Genomic DNA, 19,663 nt, shown 5'->3' with positions numbered 1-19,663 from the left:
GGTCCCGCCTACGATGGCGCCATGACCGAGACCGCCCCCGCCGCGCCCGCACCGCACGCCGCCCCCGCCTGGGCCCGAGACGCGATCTGCTGGCAGGTGTACCCGCTGGGCTTCTGCGGCGCGCCCCGCCACCGCGAGGACCTCACCGGCGAGACCTACGGCGGGGCCGACGGCGAGAACGTCGTGCACCGCCTGCGCCGCCTCACCGGCTGGCTCGACCACCTCGTCTCCCTCGGCGCGAACGTGCTGCTGCTGAACCCGATCTTCGACTCGGTCTCCCACGGCTACGACACCCTCGAGCATCGCCGGATCGACCCGCGACTCGGCGACGAGGAGGACTTCGACGCGCTGGTCGCGGGTTGTCGCGAGCGCGGGATCCGCCTCGTGCTCGACGGGGTCTTCAACCACATCTCCCACCTCCACCCCACCGCGCGCCGCGCGATCGCCGCCGGCCCCGGCACCGAGGAGGGCGACCGGATCCGCTGGGCGGGCACGAGCCCCTACGGCTTCGAAGGCAACGACGACCTGGTCGAGGTGGATCTCTCCGATCCCGTCATCCAGGACCGGATCGTGGAGATCATGAGCCGCTGGCTCGAGCGCGGGGCCGACGGCTGGCGGCTGGACGCGATGTACGCCGCGGGCGCCGAGGCGTGGGCGCCGATCCTCGAGCGGGTCCGAGCCGCGCATCCCGAGGCGTGGATCCTCGGCGAGGTGATCCACGGCGAGTACCCGGCCTTCGCCGCCGCCTCCGGCGCGGACTCGATCACCCAGTACGAGCTGTGGAAGGCGATCTGGTCCTCGCTGCGCGACGGGAATCTCTTCGAGCTCGCGCATGCGCTCGGCCGCCACCAGGGCTTCCTCGACCAGTTCCGGGAGTCCGGCGCGGGCGCTCTGCCGCTGACCTTCGTGGGCAACCACGACACCACCCGCATCGCCTCCCAGCTGGAGGACGGCCGCGACCTCGCCGCCGCGACCGCGCTGCTCGCCCTGCTGCCCGGCATCCCCGCCGTCTACGCCGGGGACGAGTTCGGCGCCGCCGCGATGAAGGAGGAGCGCGAGGGCGGAGACGATGCGATCCGGCCCTGGTTCCCCGGCTCGCCCGACGAGGTCGTCGCCGCGCACGAGGCCGCCGACGCGGGCGACGAGTCGCCGCGCTCCCTGCAGCTGCTCGCCCCGGCGGCGGCCGGGCGGATCCTCGAGGTCCACCAGCGCCTGCTCTCCCTGCGCCGACGCGAGCGCTGGCTCACCACCGCCTCGGTCGCCGTGGACGAGTCGACGCTGACGAACACCTGGGCGCAGATCGTGCTGACCCCGACGGCCGACGCCGTCGAGGGCGGGACCGGTCCAGCGGCCGACGGTGCGGCCGGCGAGCGCCCCTCCCCGCTCACCCTGGTGCTGAACCTCGGCGACGAGGCCCTGCCCGCCCCGGGCGAGGTGCTCGAGGCGGTCAGCGGCGCGGACATGCTCGACGCCGTCGGCCCCTCCGCCGAGGGGACGGTCCCCGCCCACGGCATCGCGGTAGTTCGCTGAGGGACGATCCGACGTCTCAGCCGCCGCCGGGACTCACGACGTAGGCTCGAGGCATGAGCACCGCGATCAAGCCCGCCGAGTCCGTGAACACCGCCCCCGTCGTCGCCGCCGGGCTGATCGGCGGCTGGCTGACCGCGCGGGAGACCGGCATCCGCCCGCTCGGCGGCGTGGTCCTCGCCGCAGCCGGGATCTACGCGGGCCGCACCTGGCTCGCCCGGCGCGGGCCCGCGACCACCGCCGTGCTCGGCGCGACCTACGTGCTCGGCTTCGGACTCTCCCACCCGCTGGCGAAGAAGATCGGGGCCTGGCCCGCGGTCCTCACGGTGACCGCCGCCTCGGCCGGCGCCGCGGCGCTGCTGTCCGACGCCGCCTACGGCGAGTGGCTGCCCGCCGACGCCGACGCCTGACCCGTCGGCCGGGCGGCGCCGGACGCCTGCCCCGTAGGCCGGACGCCTGAGCCGTCGGCCGGGCGTCGCCGGACGCCTGCCCTGCCGGCATCCCCTCCCGCCCGCCCGGGCCCGGACGGGCGCTCCACGGCACGTCGTGGCGATATCGCCACGTCGCGTCACCACGCGCCCGTCGGCGACGCCTCGGGGAGCAGCCAGCCTCCCCGCGCGTCCTGAATCGATCCCGTCAGACCTGTCGGTATCCGGCCCCATCACGACGGCTCAGAGGGATGGACCCCGTCCAGGAGAGACGAGACGAGCGACGCGCCGGAGCGGACGGTCCCGGAATGCGCTGTCACCTGTCGGGATAGTTGACTAGGCTAAGTCCTCGTCCCCGACCGCCGGGGCGCACTCCCCTCTGAGGAACTCTCTCCCCATGCTCGGCACCATGCGCCGCCTCTGGCAGACGGTCCGTCCCATCAGAATCCGCCTCTTCCTCGGCCTGCTCAGCGCCATGACGGCCTCGCTCGTGGCGCTGATGATCCCGCAGGTCCTCGAGGTCATCGTCAACCGGCTCGGCAGCGACGCCACCGCCATCACGATCTGGACCGGCGGCGCGATCGTGCTGGGCCTCGGCATCGTCGAGGCCACCCTGATCTGGCTGCGCCGCACCTTCGCCGTCGCCCCCTCGACCACCGTCGAGAAACAGATCCGCGTGGGCTTCTACCAGAAGGTCCAGCACCTGCCCGTCACCTTCCACGACGGCTGGGGCTCCGGCCAGCTGCTCTCGCGCATGATGAGCGACATCAACCAGATCCGCCGCTGGATCGCGTTCGGCATGATCATGGCCGTCACCAACGCGGTGACGATCGCGGTGGGCATGGTGCTGCTGATCCGCTCCAGCGCGCTGCTGGCGCTGATCTTCTTCATCGCCGCGGTGCCCGTCTCGATCATCGCCTACCGCTTCAACCGCACCTTCTCGGTCCTCTCCCGCCGCTCGCAGGACCAGAACGGCGACCTCGCCACCACCATCGAGCAGTCGGTGCAGGGCATCCGCGTGCTGAAGGCCTTCGGTCGGGGGCCGACGGCGCTGGCGGGCTTCACCGAGCAGGCCGAGGAGCTGCGCCGCACCGAGGTGAAGAAGGCGACCGCCATCGCCCGCTTCGACATATTCATGTTCATGCTCCCCGAGCTCGCGCTCGGCGTCGCGCTGCTGGTGGGACTGCACCTGACCGCCGACGGGTCCATCACCACCGGCCAGCTCGCCTCCTACTTCGCGACCGCCACGCTGGTGGTCGGCCCGGTGCGGATGCTCGGCATGCTGCTGGGCCAGGCCGTGAACGCGAGCACCGCGCTGGACCGCCACTACGAGGTGATGGACACCGAGAACACGATCGTCTCGCCCGAGCGCCCGGCACCGGTGGACCCGGCCGCGGCGATCGGGGCTGTGCGCCTGGACCGCGTGCACTTCCGCTACGCCGACGCCCCCGAGCACGTCGGCGAGGTGCTGGACGGGGTGGACCTCGAGGTCCGCCCCGGGGAGACGATGGCGCTGGTCGGCGTCACCGGCAGCGGCAAGTCGACCCTGCTGCAGCTGGTGCCGCGGCTGTACGACACGACCGCCGGCGCGATCACGATCGACGACGTCGACATCCGCGACATGGACCTCACCACGCTGCGCACCCTCACCGCCGTCGCCTTCGAGGACGCGACCCTGTTCTCCGACTCGGTGCGGGACAACGTGCTGCTCGGCGCGGACCCGGCCCTGTCCGCGCAGGAGGCGGAGGAGCTGCTGCACCTCGCGCTGCGCACGGCGGATGCGACCTATGCCTACGAGCTGCCGGACGGGGTCGACACCCGCATCGGCGAGGAGGGCATGAGCCTCTCCGGCGGGCAGCGCCAGCGCCTGGCCCTGGCCCGCGCGATCGCGGCGAAGCCCGCCGTGCTGCTGCTGGACGACCCGCTCTCCGCCCTCGACACCAAGACCGAGGAGACCGTCACCGCGCGCCTGCGGGAGGTGCTCGCCGGCACCACCACCCTGATCGTCGCCCACCGCACCTCGACCGTGGCGCTGGCCGACCGGGTCGCGCTGCTGGACGACGGGCGGGTGGTCGCCGTCGGCGCCCACACCGAGCTGATGGCGAGTTCGGCCCGCTACCGCTGGGTGATCGCGAACCAGGAGGAGGAGCGGCGCCGCGACCAGGACATCGAGACGCTCACCGGTGAGCTCGAGCTCCGCGCCATCCAGGAGGAGGGACGATGACCGCCACCGCACCGCTCGACCAGGACGGCGCCGACGGCGGGGCCCTCACCCCTGAGGAGGCGAGGGCCTCCCGCAAGCGCTCCCTCTCCCTGCTCGGCGAGCTGATCTCCCCGGTCAAGGGCCAGTTCGTGGTGATGGGCGTGATGGTCGTCGTCGCGCAGCTCGCCGTCGTCGCAGGCCCCGCGATCATCGCCCGAGGCATCGACCACGGCCTGCCCGCGCTGCTGGACGGCGACCCGTGGCCGGCCTTCCAGGCGGCGGCCCTCGCCGTCGCCGCCGCGATCGTCGGGGGCGTGCTGACCTTCGGGTACGTGCGCCAGTCCGTCGTCGTCGGCCAGCGGATGCTGCTCGCGCTGCGGCGGAAGGTCTTCCGCTTCACCCAGAAGCAGGACCTCGAGTTCCACGAGTCCTACACCTCCGGCCGGATCGTCTCGCGGCAGACCTCCGACATGGAGGCGCTGCGGGAGCTGCTGGACTCGGGCGTGAACGTCATGGTCGGCGCGTCGCTGTCGATGGTGTTCACGATCGTGCTGATCGTGACCATGGACCCGGTGACGGGCCTGGTCATGCTGTTGATGCTGATCCCGTGCGTGGCACTGACGGTGTGGTTCCAGAAGCGCTCGAGCGTCGAGTACCGCGCGATCCGCACCCACTCGGCACGGCTGATCGTCCACTTCGTCGAGGCGATGGCCGGGATCCGCGCCGTGAAGGCGTTCCGCAAGGAGGACCGCGACCAGGCCGAGTTCGACCGCCTCGCCCAGGACTACCGCGACGCGTCGTTGCGCTCGATCAACGTGTTCGGCATCTACCAGCCGGCGCTGCGCGTGCTCGCGAACGTCACCATCGCCGCGGTGCTGGTCGTCGGCGGGTTCCGGGTGCTCAGCGGCGACCTGCAGGTCGGCGTGCTGGTCGCGCTCGTGCTCTACTCGCGCCGCTTCTTCCAGCCGATCGACGAGATCGCGAACTTCTACAACGCCTTCCAGTCCGCCGTCGCGGCGCTCGAGAAGATCGCGAACCTGCTGGCCGTGCAGCCCCACGTGAAGGAGGCGCAGACCCCGACGCCGCTGCCCAGCTCGGACGGGCAGATCGACTTCGAGGACGTCTCCTTCCGCTACTCGGACGACGGGCCGCTCGTGCTCAAGCCGATGGACCTGCACATCCCCGCCGGGCAGACGGTGGCGCTGGTGGGCCAGACCGGCGCCGGGAAGTCGACGGTCGCGAAGCTCATCGCCCGCTTCTACGACGCGACCGAGGGCGCCGTGAAGCTGGACGGCGTGGACCTCCGTGACATCTCCATGGAGGACCTCACCCGCAACATCGTCATGGTCACGCAGGAGGCGTACCTGTTCTCCGGCACCGTCGCGGACAACATCGCGCTCGGCCGGCCCGGCGCGCCCCGCGAGGAGATCGAGGCGGCGGCCCGCGCGATCGGGGCCGACGAGTTCATCGAGAAGCTCCCCTACGGCTACGACACCGACGTGAACAAGCGCGGCGGCCGCGTCTCGGCCGGTCAGCGGCAGCTGATCTCCTTCGCCCGCGCCTTCCTCGCCGACCCGCGGGTGCTGATCCTCGACGAGGCCACCAGCTCGCTGGACATACCCTCCGAGCGGATGGTGCAGGAGGGCCTGACCAAGCTGCTGGGCCGCCGCACCTCGCTGATCATCGCCCACCGCCTGACCACCGTGATGATCGCGGACCGCGTGCTGGTGGTGCACGACGGGCAGGTCGTCGAGGACGGCTCCCCCGCCGAGCTCGTCGCCGCAGGCGGCCGCTTCGCGGCGCTGTACCAGGCGTGGCAGGAGTCGATGTAGCGCGCCGGGATCGCCCCCTCTCACCGGGAGCGCGCGGCACGGGCCCCACGCCCGGCAGCCGATGTGGCGCAGTTCCCACGACAGTTGTGCGGGAACGCTGGCGCAGGAGGTCGGCGCCGGTTATCTTCCTGCTGTCACACCGGTTCCGATCCTGAGGAGAGCCGACGAGAGTCGGCCGCCACCCGCGGATCCCCTGCTCCCCAGAGGTCGTCCCATGCCCTGCCCCTGCTCTCGCGCGCCCGATTCCTGGCGCTGCTGATCGCCGCGCTCGTGGTCGCGGTCCCGGTCGCGGTCGCCCCGCCCGCCGATGCCGCGGTGAAGAAGCCGCTGGACATCGTGAAGGTGTACTACGACCCGCCCGGCCGGGACTACTCGAAGAACTCCGAGTACGTGAAGGAGTACATCCAGGTCAAGAACACCGGGAAGACCACGCTGACCCTCACCGGCTTCGTGATCCGCGACAACGGCCCCCAGAAGTACACCTTCCCCAAGGGCTTCAAGATCGCCCCTGGCAAGACCGTCACGATCCGCTCGGGCACCGGGAAGAACACCTCCACCACCCTGTACTGGGGCAAGGCGAGCTACATCTGGAACAACACCGGCGATACCGCGCGCCTGTACAGTTCCAAGGGCACGCTGCTCGAGTCGTGCAAGTTCGCAGGCGGCGTCAAGAAGGCGACGAAGACGACGGTCCGCACCGACGCGACGACCGCTTACTGCTGATCCGGCGCGGGGCCGGCGGCCGCCCATCGGTCCCGCAGGCGTTCCCGCGGGAACGTCGCATCGGGCCGTTCTGCCCTCTCCCGCCGCCGACTCAGGCGCCGAGCATCTCCCGCAGCGCGGGCGTGAGCCCCTCGACCTCCACCGGCACGTCGGGCCGACGCAGCAGCTCGGGCGTGACGAGGAAGCGCTGCTGCTCCTCACTGGAGCCAGGGATCGTGGAGATCTCGGTGCCGTTGTCGATGTAGCCGCAGGCGCGGGAGACCCCGTAGGAGGGGGCATTGCCGATCACGGCGGCGGACTCGGCCCGCTGCGCGCCGAGGTGGTCGAAGGCGAGCACGAGCATCGCCTGGCGCATGAGCCTGCCGTACCCGTTCCCGTGGGCGTCGAGGGTGAGCCAGGAGCCGGAGGTGACGGTGCGCCGCTCGGCGAAGCGCTGGGCGGAGACGTCCTGCGCACCGATCAGCCGGCCTCCCGCCCACACCCCGAAGGCGAGGGTCCAGCCCTCGGGAGAGATCCCGCTGCGCAGCGTCCACTGGAAGCGCAGCGCCTCGCGTACGCGTGTCTCCGGCTCGGCTCGGTACCAGGGGAAGACCTGCGGGGAGGCCGGGTCCTCGAAGATCGGCCGACGGATCAGCGCCGCGTACTCGGGCAGGTCCTCATCGGCCAGCGGCCGCAGGGTCAGGTCCCCGGCGCGGACGACGAGCCCGAGGGAGGGGTAGAGCGCGGACAGCGCGGGGAACGGCTCGGGACTGGTCTGCTCGGACATCGCCCCAGAGTAGTCGCGGGCGACGGGGGCGATGTCGCGACGGACGCAGCGCTGGTCGACGCCGGCGAGAGCATGGTCGTGGCGCGCAGCCCGTCGGCGGGCGGCCCGCCGTACCCTGTACCGATGACCATCGACGTTCTGCTCTCCGGTTTCGCGCCCTTCGACGGGGCGGCGACGAACGAGTCCTGGGAGGCCGTCCGGGAGGCGGTCCCGGCCCTCGTCGCGCGCGGCGTGGACGCGGAGGCGGTCGAGCTGCCGGTCGAGTTCGGCACCGCCTCGGAGCGTCTGGAGGAGGCGGTGCGGGGACTGCGTCCTCGGCTCGTGGTGGCCGTCGGCCTCGCCGCCGGACGCACCGCGATCACCCCGGAGCGGGTCGCGATCAACATCCGCGACGCCCGGATCCCCGACAACGCGGGCGCGAGCCCGGTGGACGAGCCGGTGGTGCCGGGCGCGCCCGTCGGCCGCTTCTCGACCCTGCCGGTCAAGGCGATGGTCGCCTCGCTCGCGGCCGACGGACTGCCTGCGGCGGTGTCGCAGACCGCCGGGACCTATGTGTGCAATGACGTGTTCTACGCGCTGCAGCACCTGCTGGCGAACGACCCGGCGCTCGAGGGGATCCGGGGCGGGTTCGTCCACGTCCCCTCGGCCAGCGTCGTCGACTCGCCCACCGCCGCACGGGCGCTGGTGCGGATGGTCGAGGTGTCGCTCTCCACGGAGGCCGACGTGCGCCTCGCCGGCGGCGCCGAGCACTGAGCGGCGGGCGCTGAAAGGCGGGGGCTGAGCGGGCGGCTCCCGACAGCTGGCGCCTCCCTGCCCCGCCACCGCCGTGCCGCGATGCCGCGATGCCGCGAACGGGGGTGCACAGCGCCGCGGCGGTCCACCGACGAGGGCGGTGACTCGGTGGAAACGAGGGTCCGCACTGGTGTGCACATCTTCGCTGTCCACCCTCCACAGGGAGTTATCCACAACGTTCTCCACAGCGGTGGAGGAATGACACCCTTGTAGTTCTGCACGTACGAGCGTTGTCCCGGGCGTGTCGCGGCATAGCGCCGGCGCGACGACCGATCTGTGCAGCTCCCCTCCGCAGCTCGTCGGCGCCCCCCGCCGCCCGTGCATCACTGCAGGTCACAGAGCTTCCGAGAGACCTTTGCATCGGACGCCACGTGCATACCTCGGCGCTGGACCGGCTCCGCGCAGTGGTCGAGAACGTCTGCGCATCCCGCATCCACAGTGTATGGACCTGCGCTGTCCCCACTGTCCGTCCACAGCACATCGGCAGTTGTCCACAGCCAGAACGCGTCATCCCCAATGCAGCAACGAGTTATCCACATCGCGATCCACAGCTGGGGAAAACCACACCGGTGTAGTTCCGTCCGTGTCGTGACAGGGCTCTCGCGCACGGCCCGGGGACGCAGAACGGGGCGGCCCGGAGGGACCGCCCCGCCGCGCGGGAGGAGTGCGCCGTCGGCCCTCGAACGGGCCGCGCGCAGCCTCGGTCAGAGGCCGGGGAGGATCACCGTCTTGACCGCCACGAGCACCGCGCACAGCACCACGGCGGCGACCACCAGCGCGCCGTGCGTGATCGCGGAGCGGCGGGCGAGCGCCTGCCGGTCCTGCCCGGCCACCGCCTTGGGGCGCAGCGCGTACATCCCCGCGGTGAGTGCCGCGCCGAGCAGGAGTCCGCCGAGGTGGCCCTGCCAGGAGATGTTGGGGATGGCGAAGGTGATCACCAGGTTCAGCGCGATCAGCACCCCGATCTGCGCGACCTGCCCGCCCATGCGCCGGTTGACGATGAACGCCGCGGCGAACAGGCCGAACACGCCGCCGCTCGCGCCGACGGTGCCGGTCAGCCAGGAGTACCCCATCGGGTCGGCCAGGACGTACACCGCCGTGTGCCCGCCGAGCATCGAGACGAAGTAGACGGCGGCGAAGCGCGCGGGGCCGAGGGACCGCTCGAGGAACTGACCCATCGCCCACAGCGCGTACATGTTCAGCGCCAGGTGCATGATCCCGCCGTGCAGGAAGCCCGCGGTGAGGAAGGTCCACGGCATCGCGAGCGCCCGGAAGGGGGCGAAGATGCCCAGCTGCTCGACGATCTGCGGAGCGAGCATCTGCCCGAGATACGCGAGCACGCACAGCGCGATCAGCGTGTAGGTGACGACCGGGGCGCCGGTGCGCATGCGCCCGCCCATCGCGGTGCGGGGCCGGGTCGAGGCCTGCGCCCGTGCCAGCTCCCGCTCGCAGTCCACGCACAGCACGCCCACGTCGGTGGGGCGCTGGCAGTCGGGGCAGGCCGGACGGTCGCAGCGCTTGCAGCGCACGTAGCTGACGCGATCCGGGTGGCGCGGGCACACCGGCTGCTCCTGCGGCCCGCTGCCCACGGGGCCCTGGGGCGGTGGGGCGTCGGCGGCGCTGTAGCCGTAGCTGGGTATGTCCATGGGTCTCATTCCACCACGGGCGGCTGGAGGGAGCCGGAGCCCTTGCGCGCCGTCGCCCGCCGAGATCAGCTCCGTGAGCAGGTGGCAGCCGCTCCTCCCGAGGTGGGGCCCGCCTCCTCGCACGCTCGGCGTGCAGGATCCCCCGGCCGCCGGGACACCAGTGCGGGGGCCGCGACGCGCTCGAGGGGCGAGGGAGCAGAGGACGCCGCACAGGTCGTGCCCCTGGCTCGCGACGGCGGCGTGCGCGACCGAGGCGGGGCCCTCGCCGCGGCGCGGACCGACGAGGCCCTGGGCGACGAGGCGGTGGCCGGCGCGTCGGCACGGGGTCTCGGTGAGAGGGCAGGGCGGCGGCTCTCCGCGAAGGAGCGGGGAGCGGGTGACCGGGTCGGAGGCGCTGTCGACCGCCGATCGGGGGAGGCTCCCCTTACTTCGTTCTTGCAGGTCAGGCGAGGCTCACCTTGCTTGATTGGACTTAGTCCAAAGAGTAGGTTCGGAGCATGAGCCTCCTCGACATGCCCCCTCGCCGCCCGCCCGTCGCCGATTCCCCCGGCACCCCCGCCGCGTCGCACGGCGGTGCGCCGTCCGCCGAGCGCCCTGCGCCATCCGTCGGGCGGCCCTCCGGACCCGCCGATGCGCCCACCCTGTCGGCCGATCGGGACCTGCGCACCTCCGTCTCGCGTGACCACGCCGAGGACCGCACCACGCGCTCGGACCGCATCAACCAGCTGCGCGCCGGAGTGCTCGGCGCGAACGACGGCATCGTCTCGGTCGCGGGCCTCGCCGTCGGCGTCGCCGGCGCCACCACCGACATCCGCTGGCTGCTGATCGCGGGACTCGCCTCGCTGGTCGCAGGCGCGCTGTCCATGGCGATGGGCGAGTACGTCTCCGTCTCCACCCAGCGCGACACCGACCGCGCCCTCATCGCGCGCACCCGCGCCGACCTCGCCGCCGACCCCGCCGGGGAGCACCGGCACCTGCTCGCGGCGCTCACCGAGTCGGGGATCCCGGACGACGTGGTGGGCGAGGTCGCCGACTCGATGGAGCGCCACGACGCGCTCACCGCCCACACCCGCTTCCGCCACGGCGTGGAGCAGGGCACCGTCGTCTCGCCGCTGTCGGCGGCGCTGGCCTCGCTGCTCTCCTTCACCCTCGGGGGGATCATCCCGCTGCTCGCGATCCTCGCCAGCCCGCCCGTGCTGCGCCTGCCCGCGACGCTCGTCGCCGTCGTGGTCGCGCTCGCACTGCTGGGCGCGGTCAGCGCCCGCCTCGGCCAGGCGGACGCCCGCACCGCCACCGTGCGCACGATCATCGGCGGGGTGCTCGCGCTCCTGGTCACCTACGGGATCGGCGCGGCGCTCGGGGTCGCGATCGGCTGACCGCGCGGTGCGCCCCACGGCTCACGCCTCGGCCAGGCACCTCCCGCGGTGCCGGGCCGTCGTGTCCCTGATCACCTTGCGGAGCACGGCCTCTCTGGACAGGTGTCCGATGAGTAGCCTCGACGGACATCCCTGTTCCTCACCCTGACGAGAGTGCGCCATGACGACCCGACGCCCTTCCCGCCGCCCCGCCACGCCCTTCGCCCGCCGCGGCGTGCTGTTCGCGGCACCGACCCTCCTCCTCACCGGCTGCGGCCTCCTCCCCGGCGGCACGGACGGCGGCACGGGCGACGAGAAGGGCGGCGATGCCGCCGCGGGGCAGGCGGACGAGGGCGCGGCCGACGGCGCCGCGGAAGCCGCGAACCCGGCGACCAGCGCGGTCGTCGACCTGCAGCCCACCGAGGTCACCGACGAGGCGGTCGCGGGCCGGCTCATGTCCCGTCTCGAGACCTCCCAGACCCTGCTCGCCCCCAGAGTGAAGGCGACGGTCACCGCGAGCGGACTCGTGGACAGCCTCACCGCCGCCGACTACACCGCCCTCACCGGCGAGGAGCCCCCTGCGGCCGACGACGCCGAGGAGGGCACCGCGGCGGAGACGATCCTCCCCGGCGAGCGCAAGCAGTTCCTCCTCGCCGCCTGGGAGTCCACCGACTCCGAGTGGCAGCCCGCGGTCTTCACGCACAACTCCACGACGCTGGACATCACCCACGGGGGGAACACGACGAACATCCACGTGCCGCAGGTCGCGGAGGGAGATGCCGAGCGCAGCGGGATCGTGCTCGCGATCGTCGACCGCAGCCCCGCACCCGAGGCGATGGGGCTGCGCGCCGAGATCCGGGACGGGGTCTCGGAGATCTCCCTCGTGGACGGATCGATCCTCGCCACGCCCTGCCCCTCCCTCTACGAGCGGGAGCTCGGCGTCGAGGTCACGGAGGCGGGGGTCGTGGACACGAAGGTCCCCGACGGCTTCGCCCAGGAGTTCATGACCCTGCGCGGCACGGTGAATAGCGCGCTCCTCACTCCGTACATCGACACCTTCGACCATGGCGGCAACCTCTTCTGGGCGGCGGAGGACGAGCTCCATCTCATGGTGCCCCTGGACTGGCAGATCGACGACTCCTCGAACGTCCGGGACGTGACCGAGGTGAAGCTGACCCTCGAGGACGGCACCGAGCTGCGCCCCGCCCAGGACACGAACCAGATCTTCGGCGGTCTCGGCTCCCATATCGCGACCTTCACGATCCCCGCGGACGAGCGCTCCGCCACGCTCACCCTCTCGCCCCGCTTCACCCAGGTGATCGACAAGGACTTCGAGCAGATCGAGGACCCGATCACCGCGACGCTCACCTTCTCCTGAGACGCACGACGCCGCCGGCGTCGCCGCACATGCGGCGACGCCGGCGGGGTCGTGGTCCGGTGGGCGCGGGGCGCCCGCCAGATCACTTCTCGATCGAGACCTTCTCGATGACGACGTCCTCGAGGGGACGGTCGCGCATGTCGGTCTTGACCGCTGCGATCTCGTCGACGACCTTCTTGGAGTCCTCGTCGGCGACCTCGCCGAACACGGTGTGCTTGCCCTGCAGGTGCGGGGTGGGGCCCACGGTGATGAAGAACTGCGAGCCGTTGGTGCCGGAGGGGCGACCGGTCAGCGCGTTGCGGCGGGTGCCGGCGTTGGCCATGGCGAGGACGTAGGGCTCGTTGAAGTTCTTCTCGGAGATCTCGTCGTCGAAGGTGTAGCCGGGGCCGCCGGTGCCGGTGCCCAGCGGGTCACCGCCCTGGATCATGAAGCCGGAGATGATGCGGTGGAAGACGACGCCGTCGTAGAACGGACGGGTGACCTTCTCGCCGGTCTCCGGATCGGAGAACTCCTTGGAGCCCTCGGCGAGGCCCACGAAGTTCTCGACGGTCTTGGGGGCGTGGTGCGGGAACAGCTCGATGCGGATGTCCCCGTGGTTGGTGTGCAGAGTTGCGAACATGGCGCAATCCTCCCACAGACCGTGCGTGCGGGCCGTGCGCACGGACGCTGCGCGGACCGGACCGATCCTCCACATCGCCGCGGCCTGGCACATCCTCCGCGACTGCGCATCCGCTGTGAACGCCGCGGGGTGGTCGCGTTAAGGTTGTGCCACACGGGTCGTGGCAGTCATCGACTGCCCCGGCCCAGGGACCACCGTCGGCCCGACCCGACGGATTCGACCGAAAGGGGAACCCCATGGCGCTTGGAACCAAGGCCGAGGCGAAGAAGGCCAAGAAGAAGGCCTCGAAGGCCGTCGAGGCCGCCGGCGCGTCCAGCCAGAACGCCCAGAAGGCCGTCGAGGAGCTGCAGAAGCTCGCAGCCCAGGTGGGTCCGGTGGTGTCCGAGGGCGCCCGCGAGGCCCGCTCGAAGGCGACCGACCTGTACGGCCAGTACGTCCCCGAGGCGCAGCAGAAGCTGCGCGAGCAGGGCGACAAGCTCTCGCAGAACCTCGGTCCGCGCGCGGACAAGCTCCGCCACGACCTCGAGGACGACTACCTCCCCCGCGCCCGCAAGACCGCCGAGACCACCGGCACGGTGCTCAAGGCCGCCGTCGACGCGGCGCGCAAGGAACTCGACAAGGGCCAGGGCGACATCCGCTCCGCGATCGTGGAGCCCACCCCGCAGAAGAAGAAGGGCCGCGCCGGCAAGATGCTGCTCATCCTGGGCCTGGCCGCCGCCGGTGCCGCCGCGGGCTACATCGCCTGGCAGAAGACCCGTCCGGTCGAGGACCCGTGGGCGCCCCCCGCGGACTTCGCCCGCGCGCACTACCCCGCCTCGGCGGGCACCGAGTCCGACTCCTCGACCGTCTCCGACACCGTCGGCTCGGCCGACGCCGGCGACGTCGCCTCCGCCCTGAAGGGCGACTCCCACGGCGGGGACACCACCCCCAAGGAGGTCAAGGTGGACTCGGATCCCGAAGCCGCCACGGCCGACGAGGAGAAGCGCGGCAACCACCGCGGCGACGCCTGATCCCAGGCCCCGGCCAGCGCGAACAACTCGCGTGACGCACGTGCCCGACGGCGCGGCGGTCCCGTCCCCGGACGAGGAGCGCCGCGCCGTCGGCGCGTCCGGGGACGCCGGCGAGCACAGTGGTGCGTGCGGAGTCGGCGGACCGAGCGGTCGCGAGATCGGGAGGATCCGGACGGAGCGTCTGCGGCTCGCGCCGGTCACGGAGGCCGACGAAGCGGAGCTGTTCGCTCTCCATGCGGATCCGCGCGCCTTCGTCGAGGACTCGACGGAGCCGCTGACCGACCCGGCGCAGATGCGCTGGGTGCTCGCGCAGTGGCGCGAGAGCTGGGAGCGCCACGGGGCGGGCCACCTGACCGTACGGGCACGGGAGGGCGCCGACCTTCCGGTCGGCCTGCTGGGCGTGGTGGGTCTCGTCCCGCTCGCGCGCGACGTGGACCGGGCGACGGACGCACGCCGGACCCACGGCGCCGCTCCTGGCGCCGCCGACGGCTCCGGCGCCACGACCGCCGCCCCAGCCAGGACCATGCTGAGCGCGTACTGGCGGCTCTCGCCCGAGGTGACCGGTCGCGGCGTCGCGACCGAGGCGATGCGCGCGGTGCTCGAGGCGCTGCCCGCAGGGGCACGGCGCGGCCCCCGCGCGGCGGGCAGCGACACGGGCACGCACGACGGCACAGCCCTGGACGGCGGCACAGTCCAGAATGACCGCGCGGTCCCGTTCGAGATCGTCGCGATCACGGACCGGGGGAACACGGCCTCGCTCGCCCTCGCCGCGCGCCTCGGTTTCCGCCCGGCCCCGCCGGGCCGCCCCGTGCCCGGCGGACGCGCCGACGACGTGCTCCTGCTGCTGGACCCGTCGGCGACCACCTGAGCGCGTCGGGACCCGGACCCGCCGACCCGACCCCACCCCTCGCACTTCGCCCGCCCTGCCCTTCCGGTCACGCCGGCCAGGTGGCCCTGGCCGGGTACGGGCGTGTGTCGGGCAGGTACGGATATAGAGGCGTACCGGCACGCCACGCGCCATGACCCGCCGGCCCTCCTCCCTAGACTGGGGCGCATGCCTGCTGCCACGCCCGGCCCCGGGGCGGGCCGCTACGCCCCCTCCCCCAGCGGCGACCTGCACCTGGGGAACCTCCGCACCGCGATGCTGGCCTGGGCGCTCGCGCGCCGCACCGGCCGCGCCTTCCACCTGCGGATCGAGGACCTCGACCGCGTGCAGGAGGGCGCTGCACAGCGCCAGCTGGAGGACCTCGCGGCGCTGGGCCTGGATTGGGACGGCGAGGTCGTCCGCCAGTCGGAGCGCGGCGCGGACCACGAGGCCGCGATCGGCTCCCTGACGGCGCAGGGCCTCGTCTACGAGTGCTACTGCACCCGGCGGGAGATCCTCGAGGCGCCGAGCGCACCGCACGCCCCGCCCGGCGCCTATCCCGGCACCTGCCGTGACCTCGCCCCCGCCGAGCGCGAGGCCGGTCGCGCGCGGATGGGGGAGCTGCGGCGGGAGCCCGCACTCCGCCTGCGCGCCGAGGTGACGGAGTGGAGCGTGCAGGACCTCTGGGAGGGCGAGGTCCATGGCACGGTCGACGATCTCGTGCTGCGCCGCGGCGACGGCGTGGTCGCCTACAACCTCGCCGTCGTGGTCGATGACGCCGCGGCCGGGGTCGACCAGGTGGTTCGCGGCGACGACCTGCTCAGCTCCGCCCCGCGCCAGGCCCATCTCGCGCACCTGCTGGGCCTTCCCGAGCCGACCTACGCTCACGTCCCGCTCGCGCTGAACACCGCGGGCGCGCGACTGGCCAAGCGCGACGGCGCGGTGACGCTGCGGGACCGTCTCGCCGCCGGGGAGAGCGCGGCCGACGTCGTCGAGCGGATCGGGGACTCGCTGGGAGCGCCGGGCTGCCGCTCCGCGGCCGATCTGCTGGAGTCCTGGGACCCGGCAGGGATGTCCCGCCGGCCGTGGGTGGTGGATCTGCCGGCCTGAGCCGCCCGGGCCGGGTCTGCCCCCGTCGGCCGACCGGAGCTGGAGAGAGCGGCCGGGTTCCTCCCACCACACTTCATCACAGAGGGGGTAACAAAACTCGATACACAGATGTATCGTCGCCCTGTGATGCGATACCTCCGTGCTCTCCTCACCGCGCTCTCCTCCGCGCTGCACGCCGTCCTGTCCGCTCTCGGCACCGCCGGTGCCGCCCTCGGGCGGGGCGCGTCCGCCGCGGGACGGGGCGCGGTCGCCCTGCTGCCCCGGGAGTGGAAGAAGCCGATCGCGGCGCTGTTCGTGACCGGACTGGCCCTCGTGCCGCTGGTCTACTCCGGCAACATGACCTGGTCGTTCATCGACCCGAGCAACAACCTGAACCACATCACCGCTGCCGTGGTGAACGAGGACACCGGCGCGGACGCGGAGAGTCCGGACGGGGAGGTCTCCCACATCGACGTGGGCAAGGAGTTCACGGAGACCCTGCTGGAGAAGGACCAGGAGAACCTCTACCACTTCGTGGAGGCCTCCCCCGCCGAGGCGCAGCGCGGCCTGGCCGACGGCACCTTCGGCGCCACCATCACGATCCCCTCCGACTTCTCCGAGAACATCGCCTCCCTCGGCGGCGACGCGATGGAAGCGGCCCCCGCGATGATCACCGTGAGCACGAACGACTCGGTGAACTACGTCGGAGGCAACTTCTCCAAGTCCGTCGGCACCGCGCTGACCGACGCGCTGCGCGCCTCGGTGCTCGAGGAGTACCTCTACAAGATCTACGTCGGCTTCACGACGATCCATGACGGGATCGTCGACGCGGCCGACGGCGCCGCCGAGCTCTCGGACGGAGCGAGCGATCTCCACGACGGCACCGGCGACCTGGTCGACGGCACGGCTGAGCTCACCGACGGCACCGGCCAGCTCGCGGACGGGTCCGCCGAGCTCGCCGCGGGCGCGGTCGACCTGCACTCCGGCAGCCTCGACCTCGTGGTCGGGCTGGACCAGCTCACCTCCGGCGCGGTCACGCTGCGCAACGGAGTCGCGACCCTCGACGCCGGTGCGCAGCAGCTCTCCGGCGGGCTGGCGACCCTCGACGAGAAGGGGCGGCCGCTGCGCAGCGGCGCGGACGAGCTCGCCGGCGGCGCCGAGCAGCTCGCGACCGGGGCGAGCGATCTCGCCGGCGGGGCGGGACAGGTCGCCGACGGCACCCAGCAGCTGGACGAGACCGTCACCGACGCCGCCGAGCGCGCCCGCGAGCTGGGCGTGACCGAAGAGAGCGTCCAGGCCACGAGCGAGGACCTGGTCACCGCGATCGACGACCTCGAGCGCGCGATCGACGGGATGCCGGAGCTGCTGGACGCCCCGGGCGAGGCCGCCGCCACCATCGCAGCCACCACCGAGAGCCTCGACGAGAAGGCCGGCGAGCTCGCCGAGACCGCCCGGAATCTCGACGAGTCCACGGGCGATCGCGCCCAGGACGCCCGCACCCTGCGCGAGGGCGCCGAGTCGATCGCCAAGGACGTCAAGACGCTCGACGGGGCCGTGCAGGATGCGGCCAAGGCGGCGTCCACCTCGGCGGAGTCCGCCGAGACCTCCGAGGGCTCCGCCGTGGAGCTCGCCGACCGCGTCGACGAGCTCGCGGGACTCTGCGCCGAGTCCGGCGGAGGCGCCGGCGAGGCGTCCGACGGTGGCGGCGAGGGGTCCGAGCAGCCCGCCGCGGCCGAGTCAGCCGTCTGCCAGAAGGCGGAGGAGCTCGCCGGCACCACGCAGAAGGTCCGCAAGGACGCCGAGACCGCCACCACCCACGCGGCCGAGGCCGACCGCCTGGCCCGGACCGCCGCGGAGACCTCCACCGACGTCGCCGACACCGCCGAGAGCATGAGCGGCGCCGCCTCCGATATCGAGGAGTACATCGAGACCCTCTCCACCACCACCTCGGCACTCTCCGAGGGCGCCGCTGCTCTCGAGGGCACCACCTCGACCCTCGCCGAGGACACCTCGACCCTCAGCAGCGACCTCGGCACGGCGCGGGACGACCTCGCCTCCGCCGTCCCGTCGGCCGAGCCCGGCCAGAGCGCCTCCGACCTCGCCGCGGAGCTCGCCGACCAGGCCCGCACCGCCGCCCTCGCACTGCCCGAGGCGTACCGCACCCTGGACCAGGGCGTGCAGGACATCCACCGTCTGAACTCCGGCGCCCGCGAGGTCGCCTCCGGCGCGGACCAGCTCGCCGCCGCGACGGGCACCGCCCGCGACGGCGCCCAGGACCTCGCCTCCGGCGTCACCCAGTACACCGACGGCGTCGGCTCGGCCCGCGCCGGCGCTGATCAGCTCGCCGACGGCACCGGCACCCTCAGGGACGGCGCCGGCACGCTCGCCGACAAGACGGGCGAGGCCCGCGACGGGGCGCAGCAGCTCGCCGACGGCACCGGCACCCTCGCGGACAGCTCGGCCGAGCTCGCCGACGGCGCCCGCCAGGTGGACGACGGCGCGACGCAGCTCGCCGACGGCGCGACCGACCTCGACGACGGCGCCGAGAAACTCGACGACGGCTCGACCGAGCTCGCCGACAGCCTCTCCGACGCGAAGGACGACGTCCCCTCCTACTCCGACGAGGAGAGCAGCGCGCTCGCCGGCACCGCCTCGGACGTGGTGCAGATGGACCTCGAGCGCCAGCACGACCTGGGCCGCTTCGGCGAGGGCCTCGCTCCGCTGTTCCTCGCGATCAGCCTGTGGGTCGGCGGCATGGCGATCTTCCTGATGATGCCGCCGTTCTCCTCCGAAGCGATGGCGCGCGGGACGGGGCCGGTGCGACTGCTGGCAGGCGGGCTCATCCCCGCCTTCCTGCTGGGTCTCGTCCAGACGCTGATCGCCGTCGGGGCTCTGCACTGGCTGATCGGCCTCACCATCGACGACCTGCCGCTGATGTTCGGGCTCGCGGGACTGACCTCGCTGGTGTTCGTCGCGCTGAACCACGGCTTCGGCGCCCTGTTCGGGCCGGTCGGGAAGTTCGTCGCCCTGGTGCTGATCGCGCTGCAGATCTCCGGGGCGGGCGGCACCTACCCGGTCCCGACCCTGCCGGGCTTCTTCCAGATGCTCCACCCGTACCTGCCGATGACCCATGCGGTCGACGCCTTCCGCGGAGCGATCGGCGGGGGCTGGATCGACCCGGCCGGGGACCTCGCCTGGCTGTCGGGCTGGTTGGTGGTCGGCGTCGTCCTGGGGCTGCTCGGCGCGGTCGTCCAGCGGCGCCGCACGCTGCGCACGCTCGGCGCGGACGAGGGCGGACCGGACGGCGTGGACGAGGAGGAGCCCGAGACCTCCACGGGCTCCGCCGCCCGCGCCTGAGGCGCCGGCGCTTCGCCTTGGCAGCCGCGCCGGGCCGGTCCCGACAGGCCAGGCACCGCACCCAGGCGCCCGG

Annotated in this window: 15 protein-coding genes; 12 read left to right on the top strand and 3 right to left on the bottom strand. The window is 72.8% G+C overall.

The annotated features are described in order from the left end of the window. The first annotated feature begins 21 nt into the window (after positions 1-21). The 5 genes from HMPREF3159_RS00860 (at position 22) to HMPREF3159_RS00840 (ending at position 6,713) form a co-directional block, all read left to right on the top strand. Entirely contained in the window at positions 22-1,530 is a 1,509-nt protein-coding gene (locus HMPREF3159_RS00860; RefSeq protein ID WP_083305730.1) for an alpha-amylase family glycosyl hydrolase, read from the top strand. A gap of 53 nt (positions 1,531-1,583) precedes the next feature. After that, positions 1,584-1,937, top strand: a complete 354-nt coding sequence (locus tag HMPREF3159_RS00855) for a hypothetical protein (RefSeq protein ID WP_062946634.1) — start codon at positions 1,584-1,586, stop codon at positions 1,935-1,937. 415 nt (positions 1,938-2,352) lie between these two features. Further along, positions 2,353-4,179: an ABC transporter ATP-binding protein gene (locus HMPREF3159_RS00850; RefSeq protein ID WP_070499124.1), complete on the top strand. Its 1,827-nt coding sequence runs from the start codon at positions 2,353-2,355 to the stop codon at positions 4,177-4,179. After that, positions 4,176-5,990, top strand: coding sequence for an ABC transporter ATP-binding protein (locus tag HMPREF3159_RS00845; protein ID WP_070499123.1), 1,815 nt, complete (start codon positions 4,176-4,178; stop codon positions 5,988-5,990). Before HMPREF3159_RS00850 ends, HMPREF3159_RS00845 begins: the two co-directional genes overlap by 4 nt. A gap of 270 nt (positions 5,991-6,260) precedes the next feature. Beyond that, on the top strand, positions 6,261-6,713 hold the full coding sequence (locus HMPREF3159_RS00840; protein WP_246821395.1) for a lamin tail domain-containing protein: 453 nt from the start codon (positions 6,261-6,263) through the stop codon (positions 6,711-6,713). Between the two features lie 91 nt (positions 6,714-6,804). Here the strand turns inward: HMPREF3159_RS00840 and HMPREF3159_RS00835 are convergent, their stop codons facing one another. Beyond that, on the bottom strand, positions 6,805-7,479 hold the full coding sequence (locus HMPREF3159_RS00835) for a GNAT family N-acetyltransferase (RefSeq protein WP_070499122.1): 675 nt from the start codon (positions 7,477-7,479) through the stop codon (positions 6,805-6,807). Between the two features lie 123 nt (positions 7,480-7,602). Here HMPREF3159_RS00835 and HMPREF3159_RS00830 point away from each other — a divergent pair, with 123 nt between their 5' ends. After that, positions 7,603-8,232 carry a pyroglutamyl-peptidase I gene (locus HMPREF3159_RS00830; RefSeq protein ID WP_070499121.1) on the top strand — a complete coding sequence of 210 codons (630 nt, stop codon included), beginning with the start codon at positions 7,603-7,605 and terminating at the stop codon, positions 8,230-8,232. Positions 8,233-8,975: 743 nt separating this feature from the next. Here the strand turns inward: HMPREF3159_RS00830 and HMPREF3159_RS00825 are convergent. After that, positions 8,976-9,917, bottom strand: coding sequence for a rhomboid family intramembrane serine protease (locus HMPREF3159_RS00825; RefSeq protein WP_070499120.1), 942 nt, complete (start codon positions 9,915-9,917; stop codon positions 8,976-8,978). Positions 9,918-10,414: 497 nt separating this feature from the next. Here HMPREF3159_RS00825 and HMPREF3159_RS00820 point away from each other — a divergent pair, with 497 nt between their 5' ends. Together HMPREF3159_RS00820 and HMPREF3159_RS17305 are read left to right on the top strand one after the other, a co-directional pair. Next, complete coding sequence (locus tag HMPREF3159_RS00820) at positions 10,415-11,293, top strand: VIT1/CCC1 transporter family protein (RefSeq protein ID WP_083305729.1); 879 nt, start codon at positions 10,415-10,417, stop codon at positions 11,291-11,293. A 160-nt stretch (positions 11,294-11,453) separates the two neighbouring features. Then, the gene (locus tag HMPREF3159_RS17305) at positions 11,454-12,650 is read left to right on the top strand and encodes a hypothetical protein (protein WP_070499119.1); all 1,197 of its coding nucleotides are present in this window, start codon (positions 11,454-11,456) and stop codon (positions 12,648-12,650) included. An 82-nt stretch (positions 12,651-12,732) separates the two neighbouring features. Here HMPREF3159_RS17305 and HMPREF3159_RS00810 read toward each other — a convergent pair whose 3' ends face one another. After that, positions 12,733-13,269: a peptidylprolyl isomerase gene (locus HMPREF3159_RS00810; protein WP_070499118.1), complete on the bottom strand. Its 537-nt coding sequence runs from the start codon at positions 13,267-13,269 to the stop codon at positions 12,733-12,735. 236 nt (positions 13,270-13,505) lie between these two features. Here HMPREF3159_RS00810 and HMPREF3159_RS00805 point away from each other — a divergent pair, with 236 nt between their 5' ends. The 4 genes from HMPREF3159_RS00805 (at position 13,506) to HMPREF3159_RS00790 (ending at position 19,590) form a co-directional block, all read left to right on the top strand. Continuing rightward, positions 13,506-14,279, top strand: a complete 774-nt coding sequence (locus HMPREF3159_RS00805; protein ID WP_070499117.1) for a hypothetical protein — start codon at positions 13,506-13,508, stop codon at positions 14,277-14,279. 31 nt (positions 14,280-14,310) lie between these two features. Next, complete coding sequence (locus tag HMPREF3159_RS00800) at positions 14,311-15,147, top strand: GNAT family N-acetyltransferase (RefSeq protein WP_070499116.1); 837 nt, start codon at positions 14,311-14,313, stop codon at positions 15,145-15,147. Positions 15,148-15,333: 186 nt separating this feature from the next. Next, a complete protein-coding gene (gene gluQRS, locus HMPREF3159_RS00795; RefSeq protein WP_070499115.1) occupies positions 15,334-16,254 on the top strand; it encodes a tRNA glutamyl-Q(34) synthetase GluQRS in 921 nt (306 codons plus the stop codon). A 126-nt stretch (positions 16,255-16,380) separates the two neighbouring features. Further along, positions 16,381-19,590 (top strand): YhgE/Pip family protein, encoded by a 3,210-nt coding sequence (locus HMPREF3159_RS00790; RefSeq protein ID WP_070499134.1) that lies wholly within the window; start codon positions 16,381-16,383, stop codon positions 19,588-19,590. The last annotated feature ends 73 nt before the right edge of the window (positions 19,591-19,663 follow it).

The organism is Brachybacterium sp. HMSC06H03 (genome assembly GCF_001807385.1).
GTDB classification, from domain to species: domain Bacteria; phylum Actinomycetota; class Actinomycetes; order Actinomycetales; family Dermabacteraceae; genus Brachybacterium; species Brachybacterium conglomeratum.
This window is presented reverse-complemented; position numbering and strand designations above follow the sequence as displayed.

Coding starts and splice junctions, on each gene's coding strand:
- HMPREF3159_RS00860 (WP_083305730.1), top strand. CDS start 22: ATGACCGAGACCGCCCCCGCCGCGCCCGCACCGCACGCCGCCCCCGCC.
- HMPREF3159_RS00845 (WP_070499123.1), top strand. CDS start 4,176: ATGACCGCCACCGCACCGCTCGACCAGGACGGCGCCGACGGCGGGGCC.
- HMPREF3159_RS00835 (WP_070499122.1), bottom strand. CDS start 7,479: ATGTCCGAGCAGACCAGTCCCGAGCCGTTCCCCGCGCTGTCCGCGCTC.
- HMPREF3159_RS00850 (WP_070499124.1), top strand. CDS start 2,353: ATGCTCGGCACCATGCGCCGCCTCTGGCAGACGGTCCGTCCCATCAGA.
- gluQRS (WP_070499115.1), top strand. CDS start 15,334: ATGCCTGCTGCCACGCCCGGCCCCGGGGCGGGCCGCTACGCCCCCTCC.
- HMPREF3159_RS00820 (WP_083305729.1), top strand. CDS start 10,415: ATGAGCCTCCTCGACATGCCCCCTCGCCGCCCGCCCGTCGCCGATTCC.
- HMPREF3159_RS00810 (WP_070499118.1), bottom strand. CDS start 13,269: ATGTTCGCAACTCTGCACACCAACCACGGGGACATCCGCATCGAGCTG.
- HMPREF3159_RS00825 (WP_070499120.1), bottom strand. CDS start 9,917: ATGGACATACCCAGCTACGGCTACAGCGCCGCCGACGCCCCACCGCCC.
- HMPREF3159_RS00855 (WP_062946634.1), top strand. CDS start 1,584: ATGAGCACCGCGATCAAGCCCGCCGAGTCCGTGAACACCGCCCCCGTC.
- HMPREF3159_RS00805 (WP_070499117.1), top strand. CDS start 13,506: ATGGCGCTTGGAACCAAGGCCGAGGCGAAGAAGGCCAAGAAGAAGGCC.
- HMPREF3159_RS00790 (WP_070499134.1), top strand. CDS start 16,381: ATGCGATACCTCCGTGCTCTCCTCACCGCGCTCTCCTCCGCGCTGCAC.
- HMPREF3159_RS17305 (WP_070499119.1), top strand. CDS start 11,454: ATGACGACCCGACGCCCTTCCCGCCGCCCCGCCACGCCCTTCGCCCGC.
- HMPREF3159_RS00830 (WP_070499121.1), top strand. CDS start 7,603: ATGACCATCGACGTTCTGCTCTCCGGTTTCGCGCCCTTCGACGGGGCG.